Source organism: Virgibacillus kekensis, assembly GCF_042654125.1.
Taxonomy (GTDB): Bacteria; Bacillota; Bacilli; order Bacillales; family Amphibacillaceae; genus Lentibacillus; species Lentibacillus kekensis.
In genome coordinates, this window is the sequence record NZ_JBHSFU010000003.1 from 235,398 (window position 1) to 257,194 (window position 21,797).

Sequence of the window (21,797 nt, forward strand, 5' to 3'; positions counted from 1 at the left end):
AATGAGTTTTATGCAAAAGCTGAAAAATAAATTTTCACAGAATGAAGAGACTGAAGAAGTCTCAACGAAATATAAAAAAGGCATGGAGAAGACACGAAGCTCTTTCTCCGGTAAAATTAACGATCTGATTGCCCGTTATCGTAAAGTGGATGAGGACTTTTTTGAGGAGCTAGAAGAAGTCCTAATATCTGCAGATGTCGGTGTAATGACGGTAATGGATTTAATTGACGAGCTTAAGATGGAGGTCAAACGGCAAAACATCAAAGACACCAAGGAAGTCCGGGATGTTATATCAGAAAAGCTGGTTGAAATCTATTATGGTGAGGATGACGAAGAAATTGAAGAACTGAAAATCCAGGACGGAGAGCTTTCGGTTATTCTAGTTGTTGGTGTCAATGGTGTCGGGAAAACGACGTCTATTGGTAAACTTGCCCACAAGCTGAAACAGAATGGGAAAAAAGTTGTTCTGGCAGCAGGGGATACCTTCCGCGCTGGTGCAATAGAACAGCTAGATGTCTGGGGTGAGCGAGCTGGCGTTGATGTAATAAAACAGGGAGCGGGGAGTGACCCGGCCGCAGTTATTTTTGATGGATTAAAAGCGGCGAAATCACGTAATGCTGATGTTCTAATTTGTGATACTGCAGGACGTTTGCAGAATAAAGTTAATCTGATGAATGAACTTTCGAAAGTGAAACGGATAATTGAACGTGAGATTCCCGGTGCCCCGCATGAAGTCCTGTTGGTGCTTGATGCAACAACCGGTCAGAATGCAATGAGCCAGGCAAAAACATTCTCCGAGGCAACCGACGTCTCCGGGATTGTCCTGACGAAACTGGATGGCACCGCAAAAGGCGGGATTGTTCTTGCAATCCGTAATGAACTGAATATCCCGGTAAAGTATGTGGGATTGGGTGAGAAAGTCGAGGATCTCCAGGAGTTCGATGCAAATGCATTTGTCTATGGCTTGTTTGCTGATCTTCTTGAAGACAACGAGGAATAATGTTAAGCTTTTTGTAAAGGGATTTCACTTAACATGGGGTGATGAGTTTGCTTGAGAAAACAACACGAATCAATTATCTGTTTGATTTCTATCAGACACTGCTGACCCCAAAACAACGTAATTATATGGAGATGTACTATCTCGAAGATTACTCACTGGGTGAAATCTCAGAGCTTTTGGAGGTTTCGCGGCAGGCTGTATATGATAATATCAGGCGTACCGAAACAATGCTTGAAAACTATGAAGAAAAGCTTAGACTCTACGATAAATTTCAACAGCGGTCCGCTATCATCACTCAACTTGAGAAAGCTGCCGGTGATGACAGCAACTTGCAGGAACTGATTAAACAATTACAAGAACTGGATTAGGGGGACACCTTCTATGGCATTTGAAGGACTGGCCGACCGTTTACAGGGAACGATTAAAAAAATCACTGGTAAAGGGAAGGTCTCCGAACAAGATGTTAAGGAAATGACACGCGAAGTCCGTCTTGCTCTTTTGGAAGCTGACGTTAACTTCAAAGTTGTTAAAGATTTGATAAAGCGAATAAAAGAGCGTGCTGTTGATCAGGAGGTTATGGAAAGCCTGACACCAGGACAACAGGTTATTAAAGTGGTAAAAGAAGAACTGACTGCATTAATGGGCGGAGAGCAAAGCAAGATTGCTGTTGCAGAACGTCCGCCAACGGTGATTATGATGGTCGGACTCCAGGGTGCTGGTAAAACAACCACAACTGGTAAGCTTGCCAACCATCTGCGGAAAAACCATAACCGGTCACCATTGCTTGTTGCCTGTGACGTGTACCGTCCAGCAGCGATCAACCAACTGGAAACACTTGGCCAACAGCTCAGCATGCCTGTGTTTTCCAAAGGTACCGACGCCAACCCAGTCGATATCGCCAAAGAAGCGATTGAGCAAGCTAAAGCAGAGCATAACGATTACGTAATTATTGATACCGCAGGACGGCTCCATGTTGATACTGACCTTATGGACGAACTCGAGCAAATTAAAGCAACTGTGAAACCGGACGAAATTTTCCTGGTTGTTGATGCCATGACTGGCCAGGATGCGGTTAATGTAGCGGAAAGTTTTAATGAGCAGCTTGATATTTCAGGTGTAGTTCTGACCAAGCTTGACGGCGATACTCGGGGTGGGGCAGCACTTTCTATTAAGGCTGTTACCGATAAACCTGTTAAGTTTGCGGGTATGGGAGAAAAATTGGATGCACTTGAACCATTCCACCCGGAACGCATGGCCTCCCGGATTCTCGGTATGGGGGATGTGCTTTCTCTTATTGAAAAAGCACAGACCAATGTGGATGAGAAACAGGCAAAAGAGCTGGAAGAGAAAATGCGGACAGCTTCCTTCACATTTGATGACTTCCTCGAACAAATGGGGCAGGTCAGAAATATGGGACCGCTTGAAGATCTGATGGCAATGATTCCTGGTGCTAACAAGATGAAAGGGCTGAAGAACGCTCAGATTGATGAGAAGCAGCTTTCCCACGTGGAAGCAATCATCCAGTCCATGACAAAGATAGAACGTCAAGACCCGAGCGTGATGAACGCAAGCCGTAAAAAGCGGATTGCCAAAGGGTCAGGCACGTCTGTTTCACAGGTGAATCGCCTGCTTAAGCAGTTTGAGGAAATGAAAAAAATGATGAAGCAAATGACAAACATGCAAAAGGGCAAAAAAGGAAAAGGCGGCATGAAGTTTCCGTTTATGTAAATGAAAAATTATATTAATTTTAGATTTGTTTTAAACATTTTTTACGTTGTAATGTAAAAACACTTTACAGACATTAGTCTTTCTGTTAGAATTTAAAATTGTGTAAAACATATTTATTGGAGGTGCAAGAACATGGCTGTTAAAATTCGTTTAAAGCGTATGGGGTCTAAAAGAAATCCATTTTATCGTGTCGTTGTAGCTGATTCACGTTCTCCACGTGATGGCCGCTTGATCGAACAAATTGGAACATATAATCCTGTAGTGAATCCGGTTGAAGTTAAAATAGATGAAGAAAAAGCTCTTGATTGGATGACTAAAGGCGCGAAACCAAGTGATACAGTTCGTAACCTTTTCTCAAAAGAAGGCATCATGAAAAAATTTCACGAACAGAAAAATCAATAGTAAAGTAGTGTGATATCATGAAGGCCCTAATCGAATCGATTGTTACACCTCTGGTTGACCACCCGGAAGATATTGTGGTTACAGAAACAGAAGAGGAAACAAAGATTGTCTATCATCTTACTGTTAATCAGAAAGATGTTGGTAAGATTATCGGCAAGAATGGACGTATCGCAAAAGCTGTCCGGACTGTTGTCTATGCAGCAAAATCGGATGCTGACAAACGTATTTATCTGGATATTATGTAGTAAAGGGAGAGGGGATACCTTTCCCTTTTTCAGCATCTAATTCTAGTTTAACGTCCACATTCCTAAGATCGTTTAGAGAGCGGTGAACAGTAGTGCAAATTATTAAGAAAGTACTTATTAAGCAGGTTGTCACCGAAAAGAGTAAAGCGAAACTGCATAAAAACTTCTCTGACCATAAAATGCGGCTTGAACAAGAGTGTCAACAACTGCTGTTTGAACAACGGAAACTGCAGAATAAGGCCGGCATTTCAAGACAGGATCTGTCCCAGCGATTTCAGCAGGAAATTAAAAACCGTAAAGAAAAAATAAAACTAGCGGAATTTAAAATTGAACAGCTGGATATGCTGGAGATTGGAAGTGAAATAACGGAGAAGGAAGTTGAAGCTCTTGTTGAAGTGAAGGAAGGTTCGCATTGGGATGAGCTTATGAAAGAAGCTAAAATCGTCATTAAAGATGATATTGTAATCCGGATAGATGAATAGGTGATAAAATGACTGACAGACTGTTTGAAGTTGGAAAAATTGTAAACACACATGGGATTAAAGGAGAAGTAAAGGTACTCCGGATCAGTGATTTTGAAGAACGTTTCAAACCGGGTAACATCTTGTATCTTACTCAGGGGAATAAGCAGATTGTTGAGCTGGAGGTAGCATCACACCGGCAGCATAAAGGGTTTGATCTTCTTCAATTTAAAGGCTACGAGAATATTAATGATGTAGAACATTTTAAAGGTGATTTGTTGAATATAAAAGAAGAGCAGCTCACTGATCTGGACGAAGATGAGTTCTATTACCATGAAATTATTGGATGCGAGGTATATCTCGATAATGGAGAAAAACTGGGCACTATTAAAGAAATTCTTTCACCTGGCGCAAATGATGTGTGGGTGGTTAAGCAACAAAAGGGAAAAGACATCCTTGTTCCTTATATTGAGGATGTAGTGAAAGAAGTGGAACCAGAGGACGGGAAAGTAATCATAAAACCAATGGAAGGACTGCTGGACTGATGCATGCAGATATTTTAACGTTATTTCCCGAAATGTTCACAGGGGTTTTTGACGCTTCCATTTTAAAAAAAGCTTATGAAAAAGAGAAGTTCAGTTATAATCTGGTAAACTTCCGTGACTATACTGAAAACAAACACAATAAAGTGGATGACTATCCTTACGGTGGGGGTGCAGGAATGGTGCTAACACCGCAACCGGTTTTTGATGCCGTAGAGGATGTCACTAAGAAAAGTAAGGCTAAGCCGCGGGTTATTCTGATGTGTCCTCAAGGCGAACCGTATACACAGAAAAAGGCAGAAGAACTGGCTGAAGAAGAGCATCTCATATTTATCTGTGGACACTACGAGGGGTATGATGAACGGATACGGGAACACCTTGTGACTGATGAAATATCTATCGGGGATTATGTGCTTACCGGTGGTGAACTGGGGGCAATGGTCGTAATCGACAGTGTGGTTCGCTTGCTTCCTGATGTGCTTGGAAATAAGGAATCAGCACCGGAGGATTCTTTCTCAACTGGTCTGCTTGAACATCCGCACTACACTCGACCGGCTGATTTCCGCGGTATGAGGGTGCCCGATATCCTGCTGTCGGGTGATCATGCAAAAATAGATGCATGGCGCAGGAAGGAATCACTTAAACGGACATCGGAACGGCGTCGGGATCTTATCAATGAAGACGCCTTGTCAGAAGAAGAGCGTAAAATACTGAATGAACTATACAATGGATAGAATTATGGTTGAACTTAATGAATCACTATGGTATATTTATTGTTGTGCTTAAGTACTATACTTAGGTCGTATAAACGATGTTCCGCTGTCCCCATACGAGATATGAGCATTGGTTTGGAAGGAGTGAAACAGGATGCAAAAATTGATTGAAGACATCACAAAGGATCAGCTTCGTACTGATCATCCTGATTTCCGCGCAGGTGATACTGTTAAAGTTCATGTTAAAGTTGTTGAAGGAACACGTGAACGAATTCAGGTATTCGAAGGCGTTGTAATCAAACGTCAAAACGGTGGAATCAGCGAGACATTTACAGTAAGAAAGATATCTTATGGTGTTGGTGTTGAACGTACTTTCCCAGTACATTCACCTCGTATTGCGAAAATTGAAGTTTCCCGTCGTGGTATCGTACGTCGTGCTAAACTATACTATCTTCGTAACCTTCGTGGTAAAGCCGCACGTATTAAAGAACGCAGATAGTACTAGAGGTTTAAGAACTACTGATATGGTTCTGAAACCTGGTAATATAGTGTTATCGGAAAGGAGCTTGGCCCATGTGCAAGCTCCTTTTTACATTCTACGGAGAAAAAAATACTCATGGAATCAAGCGTAAAAGCGCAGGGTATTCCCAAAGAGATATTTTACAAGGTAGTCTTTGGGTGAAAAACAACCATTTTTATAACAGTCTTTGACATACATATAACAAGTTTTGCATGATATAGTGAAAGAAACCTAAAATACGATAAGGTGTAAAAAAGTTTTTCGGAGGGGAATACATGGCTAAACGGAAAAGTGAATGGTTTGAATGGGTAAAGGCATTATTGATCGCTTTTGCGTTGGCCTTTATCGTAAGGACCTTTTTTTTCGCCCCGATTGTGGTTGATGGCCCATCAATGATGCCTACACTGCATGATGGGGATCAGATGATTGTAAATAAATTCTTATATGATATTCAGGAACCAGAACGGTTTGACGTAGTAGTTTTCCACGCGTCAGATAAAAAAGATTTTATTAAACGGATTATCGGTCTGCCGGGAGAGCATGTTGCTGTGGAGAATAATGTACTGTATATTGATGGAAAAAAGGTTAAAGAACCATTTTTAGCCGAAGCTAAGAAAGAAATGATGTCCTACCAACCGTATACGGAAGATTTTCAGCTTGAAGATCTGCCCGGCGGACATGAGACAATCCCGGAAGACCATGTATTGGTACTGGGAGATAACCGAAATAATTCGACGGATAGCCGAATACTTGGTTTAGTGTCATTGGAACAGATTGTTGGCAAAACGAGTCTTATTTACTGGCCGTTTGAGCGGATGCAGATTTTAGAAGAGTAGGTGATAAATATGACTATACAATGGTTTCCTGGCCATATGGCAAAAGCGCGGCGGGAAGTGGAGGAGAAGCTCAAACTGGTTGATTTCGTTATGGAGCTTGTAGATGCACGGGCTCCTTTATCATCTCAAAACCCGATGCTTCACCAGGTTCTTCAGAACAAACCAAAAATGATTATTTTAATGAAGAAAGACCTGGCGGATAACCGGGTTACGGATCAGTGGACAGCATATTTTAAAGAGAGGGATATCCCTTCCATTGCCATTAATGTTAACGATAAAGCTGATATTAAGCGTATCATTCAACTTGGAAAAGAAATGGGTCAGAAAAAGATGGATCAGCTAGCCAAAAAAGGCATCCAGCCTCGTCCTGCCCGTGCAATGATTATTGGGATCCCCAATGTAGGCAAATCTACACTCATTAACCGTCTTGCCAATAAGAAGATTGCCAAAACAGGGGACAAGCCTGGTGTAACAAAGCAGCAGTTATGGATTAAAGTCAAGAAAGACTTTGAGCTCCTGGATACACCGGGTATACTTTGGCCGAAGTTTGAGGATGAACTGGTGGGATACCGTCTCGCGGCCATCGGTACAATCAAAGACCAACTTCTTTCCATGCAGGATATTGTGGCTTTTGTTATAACCTATATGCAACGAAATTACCCTGAACGACTAGTGGAGCGATACAACATCGAACAAGATATGGAAGATATGTGGGAAATATTCGTAGCGATAGGTAAACAGCGTGGCGCACTGGAGAGTGGCGGAAATGTTAACTTCGATAAGGTTTCAGACCTTGTCATTCGTGATGTAAGAACGGGCAAACTCGGTAGAATTACACTTGAAACGCCTGAAGACTGAGTGGCATACATCTCTTGATGGATGTCACTTTTAGTTTTATCCTTTTTTGCCGATATAAAGAGAGATAGGGTGATTATGTGGAGAAAATTTCAATAAATGAACTAAAAAATTTACTGGAAAGTAATAAGATAGATGAGCAGTTAATAGAACAAATGAAACTCGATGAACGGAAAGGTGTTCAGCAGCTGCTTCGCCGGTATGAAAAGCAAAAATTGAAAGAAAAGGGTCTGGAAAAGAACTTCACCCAGATGATGCGTTATGAAAATGCTTGTTACGAGAATGGCCGTCAGTATATCGCCGGCATGGACGAAGCTGGGCGAGGACCATTAGCCGGCCCAGTAGTTGCTGCTGCAGTCATTTTACCGCAAGGGTTTAAGTTACTTGGTTTAAATGACTCGAAACAACTTAGCGAATCAATGCGAAATGATTTTTTTGAAATCATTAAGAGTCAAGCTGTGAGTTATGGGATTTCCATCATCGATAACACCAAAATCGATGAGGTTAATATCTATGAGGCTACAAAACTGGCAATGGTAGATGCGGTCGAACAGTTAAATCCTTCGCCAGATCACGTGTTAGTTGACGCAGTAAGACTTGATGGTCTTCCCTGTCCAACGCAGGCAATCGTAAAAGGCGATCAGCAAAGTGTCTCCATTGCGGCTGCAAGTATACTCGCAAAGGTAACTCGTGATAATTTAATGAAACAGTTACATAAAAAATACCCTCTATATGGTTTTGAATCCAATATGGGATACGGGACTAAACATCATATGACAATGCTAGAGGAACACGGAATTTCCCCTTACCATCGCAAGTCGTTTGCGCCGGTAAGAAATACAGCCAAATAAGTAAGGAGGATGGCTTAATTGAGTATCCATAACGTGACCAGTCAACAAAGAATCAGTGGTACCAAGGTATCTGTAAATCCGCAGCAGCTAAAACCCGGGCAGATTGTTCAGGGAAAAATAATTAAAATATATCCTGGGAATAAAGCACAAATTCAGCTGGGAACGCAAAAAATGGTTGCTCAACTTGAAGCATCTCTGACAATTGGCGAAAGGTATCATTTTCAGGTTCAGGCCTCCAAAGAAGTAATCCAATTAAAAGTGATTGGTGATCAGCTGAAGAATGAGGCAAGGGCGAATATAATGAGTTTAATGCAGCAGCTCGGGTTGAAAGCAACAAAATCAAATATAGCTTTTATGCAGGCATTGGTCAAAGAGGGAATCCCATTTACCAAAGATCAACTACGCAAGGCATTTCAATTGCTTGACCAGGCAAAAAACAAATCCCAGGCATACACCGTATTAAAAAATATGATAGCTGCGAGACTGCCTGTAACAGATTCTGTATTCCAAGCGCTTATCGTTAAAAAAGAAAGTGGGTTTGGTGAACAAATTACAAACCTTACAGAACAGTTGCGTCAAGCATCTGATTCCTCGTCAAACCGCTTGCTTAATCGGTTGCACCAGGTTTCCGGAATATCAACTACAATACCTAACATCTTAGGTCAGGTTATTGGCCAAGATGAATCGGTTTTCAATGCCATGAAGCTTGCCGGCACAATTGACCCAGATGTGGACTTTTCTTCGTGGAAAAAAGAACAGCCATTAGTAGCCCAAAAGAACAGTAGTACCTCAAACGCAGACAATGTTACCCAGCTTGAGCACCTGCGAAGTAATAGAGCACTTATTCAAACGACAGTAAAGGCTTTTTTACAGAAATGGGGAACCGTTCTAAATTCTGTCGACACCTCATTAACTGGTCAGCAATTTTCTCAAATGGAACAGCAGATAACAAGGAACCTTATGCCTCTCTTATCCACAGAACAACAGCAGAATTTATCCAAGCTGCTGTATAACCAACCTCAGCAAATGAGACAGCTGTTGTATGCGTTTCAAGGTTTAGGCAGTGATCAGCTCTATGTGTCTTCTGAACAACTTGTAAGTGCTTATAAGTCATCAGATGCTTTTCTGCAGTTGCCGCCAAAAGAGCAGTTCCTTCACCACCTCCAGCAGGTAATGAAGGTAACCGGGCTTACTTATGAAAATATGATTGCGGAAGGTTCAGGCAACCAGCAGTCCAACACTATAAAATCCCTGCTGATTCAGATGATTCAGTATGGCGAAGGTAGAGTGCCGGATCAAGCGCAACAGCTTCTTCATTATATAAATGGAATGCAGGTTCAGTCTGTAAATGAATCGGCGGATTTTCTTCAGGCAAGTCTGCAGCTTCCAGCAGAGAAGCTCGGGTTGGCAGGTGATATCCAGCTTGACTTTGAAGGGAAGAAAAATGAGGATGGAAAAATCAACCCTGATTTTTGTCGGATTTTATTCTATCTGGATTTGGCAAATCTGAAAGAAACAATCATTGATATGAGCATACAAAAACGGAGTGTCACAGTGACGGTTTATAATGATCACGGGCTAACAAACTCGATGGTTGCATCACTTAAGCCTATGGTGAAAGAGGGGTTGGATAAATTGGACTATCAGCTTTCAACAGTGCTGGTAAAGCCTATCCATGAAACGAAATCAGGTAATAATGCAAGCCATACCTACCAACAATCATATCAGGGGGTGGATTACCGGATATGAAGCAGAAGCGAAATAAAGCGGTAGCACTGAGGTATGACCAGGACAGTGGACAGGCGCCAAAAGTGACGGCAACAGGAAAAGGTATAGTAGCAGATAACATATTGGAAAAGGCCAGAGAGAGTAATGTACCCATCCAGGAGGACTCCTCACTAGTCGAACTCCTGGCTGAGTTAAATATTAATGAAACCATCCCGGAGGAATTATACAAGGCGGTTGCTGAAGTATTTGCTTTCATCTACCAGGCAGACCGGAACTTCGGTGACTAATAATTTGCAAGAGAAAGTACCAGCAAACGTAAGTGGTTTGCTGGTACTTTCTGTATATTTGTAACGCAACGTTCTCAAAGATTGATAGTTTAGTAGTATGTGCCTGATTTGACAGGAAAATCGGTAAAATGCGTGACATATCCCTTATTCTTGTGAAATTTGTTGTTTTTTAATACAATAGGAATGCAGTGAATTTTGATGGGAGGATGAAAGATGAACATTCATGAGTATCAAGGCAAAGAGATTTTGCGAAGCTATGGTGTAAGTGTTCCTAATGGGCATGTTGCATATACGGTGGATGAAGCAGTTGAAGCTGCAAAGAAACTGGACAGTTCCGTAAAAGTAGTTAAAGCACAAATCCACGCCGGTGGTCGCGGTAAAGCTGGTGGCGTAAAGATTGCTAAAAACTTGGATGAAGTGCGTACATACGCAGATGAAATCCTGGGTAAAACCCTGGTTACGCATCAAACAGGTCCTGAAGGTAAGGAAGTAAAGCGTTTGCTTATTGAAGAAGGCTGCGATATTAAAAAAGAATATTATGTAGGTCTTGTACTTGACCGTGCAACTTCTCGTGTTGTCATGATGGCATCCGAAGAAGGCGGTACAGAGATTGAAGAAGTAGCCGCAGAGACTCCTGAAAAGATTTTCAAGGAAGTTATCGACCCTGTTGTTGGACTTTCCGGTTACCAGGCTAGAAGACTAGCATTTAACATTAACATTCCAGATGAGCTGATTGGAAAAGCTGTTAAGTTCATGACAAGTCTTTATACCGCATTTGTCGAAAAAGATTGCTCCATTGCGGAGATTAATCCACTTGTGACTACTGGTGATGGAGAAGTGCTTGCACTGGATTCCAAACTGAACTTTGATGATAACGCATTGTTCCGTCAAAAAGATGTAATGGAACTACGTGATCTTGACGAAGAAGATGAAAAAGAAATTGAAGCTTCCAAATATGATCTTAGCTATATTTCACTAGATGGTAACATTGGTTGTATGGTTAACGGTGCCGGACTTGCTATGTCCACTATGGATATTATCAAGCATTATGGCGGAGATCCGGCTAATTTCCTTGATGTTGGGGGCGGTGCTACAGCCGAAAAAGTTACCGAAGCATTTAAAATCATTTTGTCCGATTCCAATGTAAAAGGTATATTTGTCAACATCTTTGGTGGTATTATGAAATGTGATGTCATTGCTGAAGGTGTCGTGGAAGCAACTAAGCAAGTAGGATTAGAAATTCCACTTGTTGTACGTCTGGAAGGTACTAATGTTGAATTAGGCAAGAAAATCCTTGATGAATCAGGCCTGAACATTACTTCAGCTGGTTCAATGGCAGACGGCGCAGAAAAAATCGTTTCCATGGTTAAATAATTTCAAAAGCCAAGATGGTTTAATTTTTACAAATAACGAACGTATTTTGTGAAGAAAGGACGGACGAACATGAGTGTATATGTAAATAAAGATACAAAAGTAATTGTCCAAGGTATTACCGGTGGCACAGCTAAATTCCATACAAAACAAATGCTTGAGTATGGCACCAAAATTGTTGGTGGCGTGACACCTAAAAAAGGTGGTACTGAAGTCGAAGGAGTACCTGTATTCAATACGGTACAGGAAGCAGTTGAAAAGACAGGTGCAACTGCATCTGTAATTTATGTGCCTGCACCATTCGCAGCAGATGCAATTCTTGAAGCGGTGGATGCGGAGCTTGACCTGGCAATCTGTATTACAGAGCATATTCCTGTTATGGACATGGTAAAAGTAAAACGTTATATGGAAGGCAAGAAAACTCGTCTTGTTGGACCAAACTGCCCTGGTGTTATTACACCGGAAGAATGTAAAATCGGTATCATGCCTGGCTACATTCATAAAAAAGGTCACATTGGTGTTGTTTCCCGTTCCGGTACATTAACATATGAAGCGGTTCATCAGCTTTCTGAAGCTGGATACGGCCAATCTACAGCAGTAGGTATCGGCGGTGACCCAGTAAACGGTACTGACTTTATAGATGTATTGTCAGCATTCAATGAAGATGATGATACAGAAGCAGTCATCATGATTGGTGAAATTGGTGGAACTGCCGAGGAAGAAGCTGCTGAATGGGTTAAAGCGAACATGACGAAACCTGTTGTTGGCTTCATTGGTGGCGCCACTGCACCTCCAGGAAAACGCATGGGCCATGCTGGTGCGATTATTTCTGGTGGTAAAGGAACTGCTGACGAAAAAATCCGCGTTATGAATGAATGTGGAATTAAAGTTGCAGAAACACCAGCTGTTATGGGTGAAACCATGATCAGTGTCCTTAAAGAAAACAATCTGCAGGATAAATGTAAAACTCACTAATTATGAAAGCTGGAATGCCCGTTAAGCGACGTGCTGGCTGCGACTCTTTCCGTAGGAGATAAAGAAAACATGCCCTTTCACAGGGGTATGCCAACGTTGGACGCAAAGCCCGGTTTTAGTCGGCCTTCCTTAAGTGTCGAACTGATGTTAACTTATCGGACGGGGGTAAGGGAAGTCACGCTACTCGTTGGGCACAATGGCTATACAATTAAATAGCCAATAGAACCCACTGGCTTAATGTCAGTGGGTCTCTTCCTATAAAAGGACGTGATAAATTGAACAGACTACGTATTCGTTTGATTCATATTCACCAGTGTCGTGGAATAACACGGCGAACCATCCGTAAATTTATACGGTATGATCCCACTTTAGAGAGCATATATAAACTTTCCTCAACTCAAATCAGTCAACTCTTTTCTATCACCACCCGAAATGCATCCTTATTCTACAACGACCTCCACCAGCAGGATAATACCCAATTCAAGGATAATTTGAAAACATATAAAATAATAACCGTAGTTGACGATTGCTATCCTTATGTGTTAAAAACTATAAAAGACGCGCCCCTGGTACTTTATGCCATGGGTAATACTGATTTGCTTAATAAAATTCCAACAATAAGTGTCATTGGGACACGGAAACCATCCCAGGATGCAGCGTTAAAAATGGTTAAATATGTTTTACCGCTAATTAAGCGGGAATGGGTGATCGTCAGCGGAATGGCAACTGGTATTGACAGTCTTGCCCATCAGCTTGCTTTGAAAAATAATGGGAAAACAATAGCTGTACTGGGGAGTGGATTTAAACATATATACCCTAAACATAATACCCATTTGTCTCATCAAATTGTTCAACATGGGTTAGTGCTATCTGAATATCCGCCCGACACACCACCGGAAAGGTACCGTTTCCCTGAGCGTAACCGGCTTATAAGCGGATTAAGCTTCGGTACACTTGTAATCGAGGCAACTGAAAAGAGTGGTACCTTGATAACAGTGGATCAGGCACTTGACCAGGGTAGAGAAGTATATGCAGTCCCAGGTTCTCCGCTAATCCCACAGACCAGGGGCTGCCACAAGATGATACAGGATGGTGCAAAACTTGTTTTGGACGTAGAAGATATCCTGGAAGACTGGGACATACTATCATCAAACTGGTGCATATGAATAAAGTATTTATAATATGATTTTTGTAACATGTTTGACAAATGAGTAGTAACTATTTAATATTAGTGAAGATTTCCAATTATTTCGGCTGGACCTCAATTTGGGAGGAAAATAAATGTCAGATTATCTAGTGATCGTAGAGTCGCCAGCCAAGGCGAAGACGATCGAACGCTATTTAGGAAAAAAATATAAGGTTAAAGCATCCATGGGCCATGTCATAGATTTGCCTAAAAGCCAAATGGGTGTCGATATAGAAGATGAATATAAACCAAAATACATCACCGTACGAGGTAAAGGTGATATCCTGAAAGAATTAAGATCAGCTGCTAAAAAAGCGAAGAAAGTTTATCTTGCAGCCGACCCCGACAGAGAAGGGGAAGCAATTGCCTGGCACCTCGCCCACGCGCTGAAGGTGGATGAAAACTCAGATTGCCGTGTGGTTTTCAATGAAATTACCAAGGACGCGATCAAAGAATCATTCAAACACCCGCGGTCAATTAATCATGATTTGGTGGATGCCCAACAGGCAAGACGTATTCTTGACCGACTCGTTGGATATAACATAAGTCCTTTACTATGGAAGAAAGTCAAAAAAGGACTTAGCGCTGGACGAGTACAATCTGTTGCCGTCAAAATGATTATTGACAGGGAGAAAGAGATTGAGAATTTCAAGCCGGAAGAATACTGGTCAATTGATGCCAGTTTCAAAAAAGGCAAAAAAGAATTTGAAGGTTCTTTTTACGGTGTGGATGGTAAAAAACAGAAATTGCAGTCAGAAGATGATGTAAAATCAATTACTGCCAAAATGGAAGGTAAAACCTTCTCTATCGATAAAGTGAACAAGCGGGAGCGAAAACGAAATCCTGCCAAGCCGTTTACTACATCCTCGCTGCAGCAGGAAGCAGCCCGGAAGCTTAACTTCAGGGCAAAGAAAACAATGATGGTTGCACAGCAGCTGTACGAAGGTATTGACCTTGGTAAAAAATCAGGCGGGATTACCGGTTTGATAACGTACATGCGTACGGATTCCACCCGAATCTCTGAAACTGCAAAACAGGAAGCCAAAAGTTATATTGAAGGAGAATTTGGTAAGGAATATCTCGGTTATACTGGAAAAGGGAAAAAGCAGGAAGGTGCACAGGATGCACACGAAGCGGTACGTCCGACTTCGGTTATGAGACATCCACAATCGCTGAAAGATGTACTTTCAAGAGACCAACTCCGCCTTTATAAACTTATTTGGGAACGATTCCTGGCAAGTCAGATGGCTCCGGCTGTGATGGATACCATGACTGTGCACCTTCTTAATAATGGAATAGAGTTCCGTGCTACTGGATCTAAAATAAAATTTAAAGGATTTATGCGTGTATACGTGGAAGGCACGGACGATAACAAGAAAGATGAGAACAAAATTCTTCCGGATTTGAAAGAGGGAGAAACTGTGGATGCGCAAGAGATTACACCAAATCAGCACTTCACACAGCCACCTCCTCGCTATACGGAAGCTCGGTTGGTACGCACTATGGAAGAACAAGGGATCGGAAGACCATCAACATTTGCTCCTACCCTTGACACCATTCAGCGTCGCGGATATGTAAGCATAGACAACAAACGATTTATACCAACAGAACTTGGTAAGATTGTAACAAGTATACTCGAAGAATTTTTCCCTGAAATTATCGATGTTGAATTTACCGTTAATATGGAAGGTAACCTTGACTCGATCGAAGAAGGAAAAACCGAATGGGTACGCATTATTGACACGTTTTATTCCGATTTCCGTGTTCGGCTTGAAAAAGCGGAAGAAGAGATGGAAAAAATCGAGATACGTGATGAGCCAGCCGGTATCGATTGTGAAAAGTGCGGGCATGAGATGGTTTACAAGATGGGCAGATATGGAAAGTTCCTTGCATGTTCGAATTTTCCTGACTGCAGAAATACAAAACCGATCCTAAAAGAAATTGGTGTTAAATGTCCGAAGTGTGAGGAAGGAAACGTGGTCGAACGAAAATCGAAAAAGAAACGCACGTTTTATGGATGCGATCGTTTTCCGGATTGTGACTTCGTTTCATGGGATAAACCTATCTCTAGACCGTGTCCCAAATGCGAATCCTTGCTAGTTGAGAAGAAAAATAAAAAAGAAACACGTATAACATGTACCAATTGTGATTATAAAGAGAGTATACAGAGCTGACTACCCTCAAAAAGGGTAGTCTTTTCTTTTCCGTCCTCCACGCAAATGTTTTTAAGTCAAAAAATGAGGGAATGTGGCCTATGTAAAAGGAGGTTATCTTCATGATTGAACGTAAAAGTTATTTCGTTACCGTGGACACGGAGGATATACGCGAGTTTTCCGTGCCAGAAAGCGGGATTGAATATGAAATAATTGCAACTCCTCAGGAAGTAAAAGAAATCCAAGAACTATTTATTGAAAAAGACAAGGATGGCAGAAATGCAGTTAAGTACCTGAAGAAACCATTTGATGAGTGGGGAGCAGATGACACCAGAAATCGGTATAGTGACCACCTCATAGAAATATACCGCCGATTATATAAACTGGGAACTGCGGAAACAAAAGAGAAAATCAGTCAATTGGGGCTGTTTTAACTGAATAGAAATCACTATTTAGATAATTCAATTGTTTAGCGTTGACTATTTGTAATGTAGGAGATATAATTACGCATTGGAAAGCCAATTTACTTGACAGTAGCTGGTTACCCGAAGAAACATTGATGGTAACTTTACTCATTTTATAAAAATAATTGAGTTCATTTCAGAATGTTGTTACAATTTAGTTAAGTTTATTGCTTTTCAGAGTTTTCTGTGTTATGATTTACTCGCTGTTTTAACGGGGTGGAGAGTTGAACCATTATAAAGAGTTAAGTGAAGCTTTTACAGAGTATTTACGTCTTGAAAAGAACGCTTCGCCATATACCGTCAAATATTATAAAGATGATCTTGAAACGTTCTTTGTGTTTCTGAATAAGGAGCACATTGATCGGTTAGAGAAAGTTGATTTCCAGATAGTTAGGCTATTTCTCACTACTCTTTACAATCAGAAACTAAGCCGAAGGTCCGTATCCAGGAAGATTTCCAGTCTGCGAACTTTTTACAGATTTCTGGAACGGACCGGAAAAGTTGATGGAAATCCTTTCATTCATCTTACGCTTCCCAAAGCTGCCAAGCCCATTCCCGGTTTTTTATATATGGAGGAACTGGAAAAGTTATTCGAGGTGAATGATTTGTCGGATCCTGTGGGCCAGCGCAATCAGGCAATTATTGAAACCTTGTATGCAACAGGTGTACGGGTAAGTGAGTGTCAGGGTCTTTTGTTGGAGGATATTGACTTTACGATTGGCACCATGTTGATAAGAGGTAAAGGGAGAAAAGAGAGGTATATTCCGTTTGGCCGTTTTGCAGAAGATTCCCTGCAAACCTACATAAATGATGGAAGGGAAAAGCTTCTTGCAAAAGGGAAAACATCTACCAATTCTGTTTTTCTCAATGCTAGAGGCAATCCTTTAACGGCACGAGGGTTCAGACTTGTACTGAATAAGATTGTAGAAAAGGCAGCACTGACTGTTCATGTACATCCCCACAAATTAAGGCATACCTTTGCAACTCACATGCTGAATGAGGGTGCTGATTTGCGGACAGTTCAGGAATTATTGGGTCATGAAAATTTATCCTCTACTCAAGTATACACCCACGTAACAAAAGATCGTTTACGCAGTGTATATATGAACAGCCATCCGAGGGCGAGTGATAAATAAGCTCCACTGAGAGGTGATTTTATGACAAGTGAAATGCACGCCACCACCATTTTTGCTATTAAGCATAATGGTCAGTGTGCAATGAGTGGTGATGGGCAGGTTACGCTTGGAAATGCTGTGGTTATGAAGCATAAGGCCAAGAAGGTACGGACCTTATTCAATGGCCGTGTTCTTGCCGGTTTTGCCGGATCTGTCGCTGATGCGTTTACTCTGTTTGAGAAGTTTGAGGGTAAACTGGAAACTTTCGATGGAAATCTGGCGCGGGCATCTGTTGAACTTGCCAAAGAATGGCGCAGTGATAAGGTTCTTCGTAAGCTGGAGGCAATGCTTATTGTTATGAATAAGGATGACATGTTCCTTGTTTCCGGTACTGGAGAGGTAATCGAACCGGATGATGGCATTCTTGCTATAGGTTCCGGCGGTAACTATGCGCTGAGTGCAGGGCGGGCTTTAGCGCGCCATTCAGATAATCTCTCGGCTAAAGAGATTGCCCGCAGTGCACTGGAAATTGCGGGTGAAATATGTGTCTATACAAATGACCATATTACGTTAGAGGTACTTGAATAATAAGGAGGCCTTCAATGACAATGAGCACTGATTATACTCCACGGCAAATTGTGGGTCAGCTGGACCGGTATATAATCGGTCAGAATGATGCCAAAAAGTCAGTAGCGGTAGCCTTAAGGAATCGTTATCGCCGCATGAAACTTGATGAGACACTTAAAGATGAAGTAGTCCCGAAGAACATTCTGATGATTGGCCCGACTGGGGTGGGGAAAACCGAAATAGCACGGCGGCTTGCAAAGCTTGTTGGAGCCCCTTTCGTGAAAGTGGAAGCTACCAAGTTTACCGAAGTTGGTTATGTTGGTCGGGATGTAGAATCCATGGTCCGTGATCTGGTGGAAATGTCTCTTAGGATGGTTAAAGAAGAAAAGATGGAAGAAGTACGGGACCGCGCTGAGCAGGAGGCAAACAAAAAGCTTGTTCAGTTATTGGTCCCCCAGGCCCAGAAACAGAACAACATGAAAAATCCGTTTGAAATGTTGTTTTCTACTCAGGAAGAAGACGATGATGATCAAACTGCACCTAGAGATGAGGAAATACGCAGCAAGAGAAAACGAGTGGAACACCAACTGGCGCTGGGCGAGCTGGAGGATACACTGGTAACAGTGGAAATCGAAGAGGTGCCACCTTCCATGTTCGATATGCTCCAGGGTTCTGGAATGGAACAGATGGGGATGAACATGCAGGATGCCTTTGGCCAGTTCATGCCGAAGAAAAAAAAGAAACGAAACCTTCCTGTTTCAGAGGCGAGAAAATTACTAACGCAGCAGGAAGCACAAAAACTGGTTGACATGGAAGAGGCCTCACAAGAAGCAATTTTCCGTGCAGAACAATCAGGAATACTTTTCATCGACGAGATTGATAAGGTTGCCGGGAAACAAGATAATACAGCAAATGTATCCCGGGAGGGTGTGCAACGCGATATTCTACCCATAGTGGAAGGATCAACCGTTGTAACAAAGCACGGACCTGTGAAAACAGATCATATGCTGTTTATCGCTGCTGGCGCTTTTCATATGTCCAAACCTTCTGATTTAATCCCCGAGCTTCAGGGTAGATTCCCTATAAGGGTAGAACTTGAAAAATTATCCGTGGAAGATTTCAAACGTATTTTAAAAGAACCTTCCAATGCCCTTTTAAAACAATATGAGGCTTTAATTAAAACAGAAGGTATAAATGTTGTTTTTACAGACGAAGCTATAAGTAGACTGGCAGAAATTGCCTATCAGGTTAACCAGGAGACAGACAATATTGGGGCAAGGCGGCTTCACACCATACTGGAGAAACTGTTGGAGGACCTATCGTTTGAAGCTCCGGATATTAATCTGGAAACTGTGGAAATAACGGAGGACTATGTTGACAAGAAATTAAAGAACATAGCAAAGAATAAGGATTTAAGCCAATTTATTCTATAAATCGAATTAGTGAAATGGAGGATTATTATGAAACTTTTAGATCGCGCAAGAAAAATTAACGCTATGCTGCAGAAGGCAACAGGAAAATCAGTAAACTTTAACGAAATGTCAGGATCCCTGAGGGACGTTATTCGCGGGAATGTATTTATTCTCAGTCGTCGTGGCAAGCTGTTGGGCTTTGCTATTAATCAGGAAATTGAAAATGACCGTATGAAATCTATGTTGGAAGAAAGACAGTTTCCGGAAGAATATACCCAAGGGTTATTCAACATTCACGAAACAACAGCTAACCTGGATATTGACAGTCCGTATACCGCTTTCCCTGTTGAGAACCGGGAGCTTTTCCAAAACGGTCTGACTACCATCGTACCAATCATCGGCGGTGGTGAACGACTAGGTACGCTGATTCTGAGCAGACTGACTGACAGCTTCAATGATGATGATTTGTTATTAGCCGAATACGGCGCAACTGTGGTTGGAATGGAAATCCTTCACGAGAAAACAGAGGAAATTGAACTTGAAGCAAGAAGTAAAGCTGTTGTGCAAATGGCGATCAGCTCTTTATCCTACAGCGAGCTGGAAGCAATTGACCACATCTTTGAAGAACTAAATGGTAATGAGGGGCTGCTTGTTGCAAGTAAAATTGCAGACAGGGTTGGCATTACACGTTCAGTAATTGTTAACGCCCTTAGAAAACTTGAGAGTGCAGGAGTAATCGAATCACGTTCCCTTGGAATGAAAGGTACCTATATTAAAGTACTGAACAGTAAATTTCTCGTCGAACTTGAAAAGCTTCGCTCAAGATAAGTAACCTGAAGACTGGTTAAATTAAAAGATAATAAAAAAAGCACATGGATTTTCTAAATGAAAATTCCATGTGCTTTTCTTTTGGTAAAAATATCAATATGGTGATTTACCGCTTAATATCCATCAAAAATGTACATTTTATGCAAGTTATTTACAAATAATGTAATTTTTTAGAGGAAATAGTCCTGGTTAATATTAACTAAATAGTTTGCCCAAGTGGAAAAGTGTCGAAATATGATAGACTTTGCACGTTAGATAAATTACAATGTTCGTAGATGCAGAGCAGTTTATGTCGGTCATTTTATAAGAAAATTGGAGGGGATGCTATGGATTTATTTGGCAGTACCATTCAACAACTTGAAAGGTCTCTTAATTATTCATCGGCTAAGAACAGAGTAATTTCAAGTAATATCGCAAATATTGATACACCAAATTATAAAGCAAAAGACGTTGTGTTCAAAAATGTCCTGAATGATACTATGGATTCGCCTTTGACCGCCAAGCGGACCCACCCAAGACACATACCATTCAATGGTGGAGAATTAACTTCTTTTCAAACAGTGACTAGAAAAAATACAATGTACAACCATAATGGTAATAACGTGGATGTTGACAAAGAGATGGCTGAACTCGCAAAAAACCAAATCTATTATCAGAGTTTGGTTGATCGGATAAATGGTAAATTCAGCAGTCTGCAAACTGTAATAAGAGGAGGAAGATAAAATGTCAATTTTTAATGCAATAAATACAAGTGCCAGTGCTTTGACGGCACAAAGACTACGGATGGACGTTGTCTCCTCCAACATTGCAAATGCGCAGTCAACTCGAGCAACAGTTAATGAAAATGGTGAATATACACCCTACAGACGCAAGATGGTCGTCATGGAACCAGAAAACCAAAGTTTTAAATCCTATTTACATAACGCTGCCAACACCTCTTCCAGTCAGAATACAGGGGTGAAGGTTAAAAGTATTATAGAGGACGAGTCTCCGTTTAAGATGGTCTTTAATCCCAATCATCCGGATGCCAACGAAGCTGGTTATGTAGAAATGCCGAATGTGGATCCATTAAAAGAAATGGTTGATCTTATGAGTGCAACTCGCTCCTATGAAGCGAACGTCACCACACTTAATGCTAGTAAGAGTATGCTCTTAAAGGCGTTGGAGATTGGCAGATAATAATTTTATGTAACAATCTCTATAAATGAAGTGATTCTAATTGTAAATTAAAGGAGTAAACTAAATGAATCCATTGGTAAATGGGATTTCTCAAACGACATTCCCTAAAACTATACAAACTAAACCTGAAATTTCACCAGGTGAAGCACAAAGTAAATTTGCCGATACATTAAAGTCGGCTATTGAGGGTGTTAATAACACTCAGATTACTTCTGATAAAATGACGCAGGCACTAGCTAATGGTCAGGCAGAAGATTTACATAATGTTATGATCACAGCACAAAAGGCAAGCGTAACACTTGAAACTTCCGTACAGATTCAACGGAAAGTTATAGATGCGTACAACGAAATTATGCGTATGCAAATTTAAAACTAAAAG

General features: G+C 41.3%; 26 protein-coding genes. All 26 read left to right on the forward strand.

Going from position 1 to position 21,797, the window contains the following annotated elements:
- The first annotated feature begins 1 nt into the window (after window position 1).
- On the forward strand, window positions 2-1,000 hold the full coding sequence (gene ftsY, locus ACFO3D_RS02535) for a signal recognition particle-docking protein FtsY (RefSeq protein WP_390293026.1): 999 nt from the start codon (window positions 2-4) through the stop codon (window positions 998-1,000).
- 47 nt (window positions 1,001-1,047) lie between these two features.
- Complete coding sequence (locus ACFO3D_RS02540) at window positions 1,048-1,368, forward strand: putative DNA-binding protein (protein ID WP_390293027.1); 321 nt, start codon at window positions 1,048-1,050, stop codon at window positions 1,366-1,368.
- Window positions 1,369-1,381: 13 nt separating this feature from the next.
- Entirely contained in the window at window positions 1,382-2,728 is a 1,347-nt protein-coding gene (gene ffh / locus ACFO3D_RS02545; RefSeq protein WP_390293028.1) for a signal recognition particle protein, read from the forward strand.
- Between the two features lie 132 nt (window positions 2,729-2,860).
- Window positions 2,861-3,130, forward strand: coding sequence for a 30S ribosomal protein S16 (rpsP, locus tag ACFO3D_RS02550; RefSeq protein WP_390293029.1), 270 nt, complete (start codon window positions 2,861-2,863; stop codon window positions 3,128-3,130).
- A 17-nt stretch (window positions 3,131-3,147) separates the two neighbouring features.
- The gene (locus ACFO3D_RS02555) at window positions 3,148-3,375 is read left to right on the forward strand and encodes a KH domain-containing protein (RefSeq protein WP_390293030.1); all 228 of its coding nucleotides are present in this window, start codon (window positions 3,148-3,150) and stop codon (window positions 3,373-3,375) included.
- Window positions 3,376-3,467: 92 nt separating this feature from the next.
- Entirely contained in the window at window positions 3,468-3,857 is a 390-nt protein-coding gene (locus ACFO3D_RS02560; protein WP_390293031.1) for a YlqD family protein, read from the forward strand.
- Window positions 3,858-3,865: 8 nt separating this feature from the next.
- On the forward strand, window positions 3,866-4,381 hold the full coding sequence (gene rimM, locus ACFO3D_RS02565; protein WP_390293032.1) for a ribosome maturation factor RimM: 516 nt from the start codon (window positions 3,866-3,868) through the stop codon (window positions 4,379-4,381).
- Complete coding sequence (trmD, locus tag ACFO3D_RS02570; protein ID WP_390293033.1) at window positions 4,381-5,112, forward strand: tRNA (guanosine(37)-N1)-methyltransferase TrmD; 732 nt, start codon at window positions 4,381-4,383, stop codon at window positions 5,110-5,112. Before rimM ends, trmD begins: the two co-directional genes overlap by 1 nt.
- Before the next feature lie 133 nt (window positions 5,113-5,245).
- Window positions 5,246-5,590, forward strand: coding sequence for a 50S ribosomal protein L19 (gene rplS / locus ACFO3D_RS02575; protein ID WP_088050170.1), 345 nt, complete (start codon window positions 5,246-5,248; stop codon window positions 5,588-5,590).
- Window positions 5,591-5,886: 296 nt separating this feature from the next.
- A complete protein-coding gene (gene lepB, locus ACFO3D_RS02580; protein ID WP_390293034.1) occupies window positions 5,887-6,447 on the forward strand; it encodes a signal peptidase I in 561 nt (186 codons plus the stop codon).
- Between the two features lie 9 nt (window positions 6,448-6,456).
- Window positions 6,457-7,305 (forward strand): ribosome biogenesis GTPase YlqF, encoded by an 849-nt coding sequence (gene ylqF / locus ACFO3D_RS02585; RefSeq protein WP_390293036.1) that lies wholly within the window; start codon window positions 6,457-6,459, stop codon window positions 7,303-7,305.
- A gap of 77 nt (window positions 7,306-7,382) precedes the next feature.
- Window positions 7,383-8,153 carry a ribonuclease HII gene (locus ACFO3D_RS02590; RefSeq protein ID WP_390293037.1) on the forward strand — a complete coding sequence of 257 codons (771 nt, stop codon included), beginning with the start codon at window positions 7,383-7,385 and terminating at the stop codon, window positions 8,151-8,153.
- A gap of 18 nt (window positions 8,154-8,171) precedes the next feature.
- A complete protein-coding gene (locus ACFO3D_RS02595) occupies window positions 8,172-9,902 on the forward strand; it encodes a hypothetical protein (protein ID WP_390293038.1) in 1,731 nt (576 codons plus the stop codon).
- Window positions 9,899-10,168 carry an EscU/YscU/HrcU family type III secretion system export apparatus switch protein gene (locus ACFO3D_RS02600; protein ID WP_390293039.1) on the forward strand — a complete coding sequence of 90 codons (270 nt, stop codon included), beginning with the start codon at window positions 9,899-9,901 and terminating at the stop codon, window positions 10,166-10,168. The genes ACFO3D_RS02595 and ACFO3D_RS02600 overlap by 4 nt, the downstream gene beginning before the upstream one ends.
- Before the next feature lie 213 nt (window positions 10,169-10,381).
- Window positions 10,382-11,542: an ADP-forming succinate--CoA ligase subunit beta gene (gene sucC, locus ACFO3D_RS02605; RefSeq protein ID WP_390293040.1), complete on the forward strand. Its 1,161-nt coding sequence runs from the start codon at window positions 10,382-10,384 to the stop codon at window positions 11,540-11,542.
- A gap of 69 nt (window positions 11,543-11,611) precedes the next feature.
- Complete coding sequence (sucD, locus tag ACFO3D_RS02610) at window positions 11,612-12,514, forward strand: succinate--CoA ligase subunit alpha (RefSeq protein ID WP_390293041.1); 903 nt, start codon at window positions 11,612-11,614, stop codon at window positions 12,512-12,514.
- Window positions 12,515-12,789: 275 nt separating this feature from the next.
- Complete coding sequence (dprA, locus tag ACFO3D_RS02615) at window positions 12,790-13,680, forward strand: DNA-processing protein DprA (RefSeq protein WP_390293042.1); 891 nt, start codon at window positions 12,790-12,792, stop codon at window positions 13,678-13,680.
- Window positions 13,681-13,795: 115 nt separating this feature from the next.
- Window positions 13,796-15,874 carry a type I DNA topoisomerase gene (gene topA, locus ACFO3D_RS02620; RefSeq protein WP_390293043.1) on the forward strand — a complete coding sequence of 693 codons (2,079 nt, stop codon included), beginning with the start codon at window positions 13,796-13,798 and terminating at the stop codon, window positions 15,872-15,874.
- Between the two features lie 101 nt (window positions 15,875-15,975).
- Window positions 15,976-16,287, forward strand: coding sequence for a hypothetical protein (locus ACFO3D_RS02625; protein WP_390293044.1), 312 nt, complete (start codon window positions 15,976-15,978; stop codon window positions 16,285-16,287).
- A gap of 254 nt (window positions 16,288-16,541) precedes the next feature.
- The gene (gene xerC / locus ACFO3D_RS02630) at window positions 16,542-17,453 is read left to right on the forward strand and encodes a tyrosine recombinase XerC (protein WP_390293045.1); all 912 of its coding nucleotides are present in this window, start codon (window positions 16,542-16,544) and stop codon (window positions 17,451-17,453) included.
- Window positions 17,454-17,474: 21 nt separating this feature from the next.
- A complete protein-coding gene (gene hslV, locus ACFO3D_RS02635) occupies window positions 17,475-18,020 on the forward strand; it encodes an ATP-dependent protease subunit HslV (RefSeq protein WP_390293046.1) in 546 nt (181 codons plus the stop codon).
- A 20-nt stretch (window positions 18,021-18,040) separates the two neighbouring features.
- Complete coding sequence (hslU, locus tag ACFO3D_RS02640; protein WP_390293405.1) at window positions 18,041-19,432, forward strand: HslU--HslV peptidase ATPase subunit; 1,392 nt, start codon at window positions 18,041-18,043, stop codon at window positions 19,430-19,432.
- Window positions 19,433-19,459: 27 nt separating this feature from the next.
- Window positions 19,460-20,239 (forward strand): GTP-sensing pleiotropic transcriptional regulator CodY, encoded by a 780-nt coding sequence (codY, locus tag ACFO3D_RS02645; protein ID WP_390293047.1) that lies wholly within the window; start codon window positions 19,460-19,462, stop codon window positions 20,237-20,239.
- Between the two features lie 326 nt (window positions 20,240-20,565).
- Entirely contained in the window at window positions 20,566-20,961 is a 396-nt protein-coding gene (gene flgB, locus ACFO3D_RS02650; protein WP_390293048.1) for a flagellar basal body rod protein FlgB, read from the forward strand.
- Window position 20,962: 1 nt separating this feature from the next.
- The gene (flgC, locus tag ACFO3D_RS02655) at window positions 20,963-21,418 is read left to right on the forward strand and encodes a flagellar basal body rod protein FlgC (RefSeq protein ID WP_390293049.1); all 456 of its coding nucleotides are present in this window, start codon (window positions 20,963-20,965) and stop codon (window positions 21,416-21,418) included.
- A 64-nt stretch (window positions 21,419-21,482) separates the two neighbouring features.
- Window positions 21,483-21,788, forward strand: a complete 306-nt coding sequence (fliE, locus tag ACFO3D_RS02660) for a flagellar hook-basal body complex protein FliE (RefSeq protein WP_390293050.1) — start codon at window positions 21,483-21,485, stop codon at window positions 21,786-21,788.
- The last annotated feature ends 9 nt before the right edge of the window (window positions 21,789-21,797 follow it).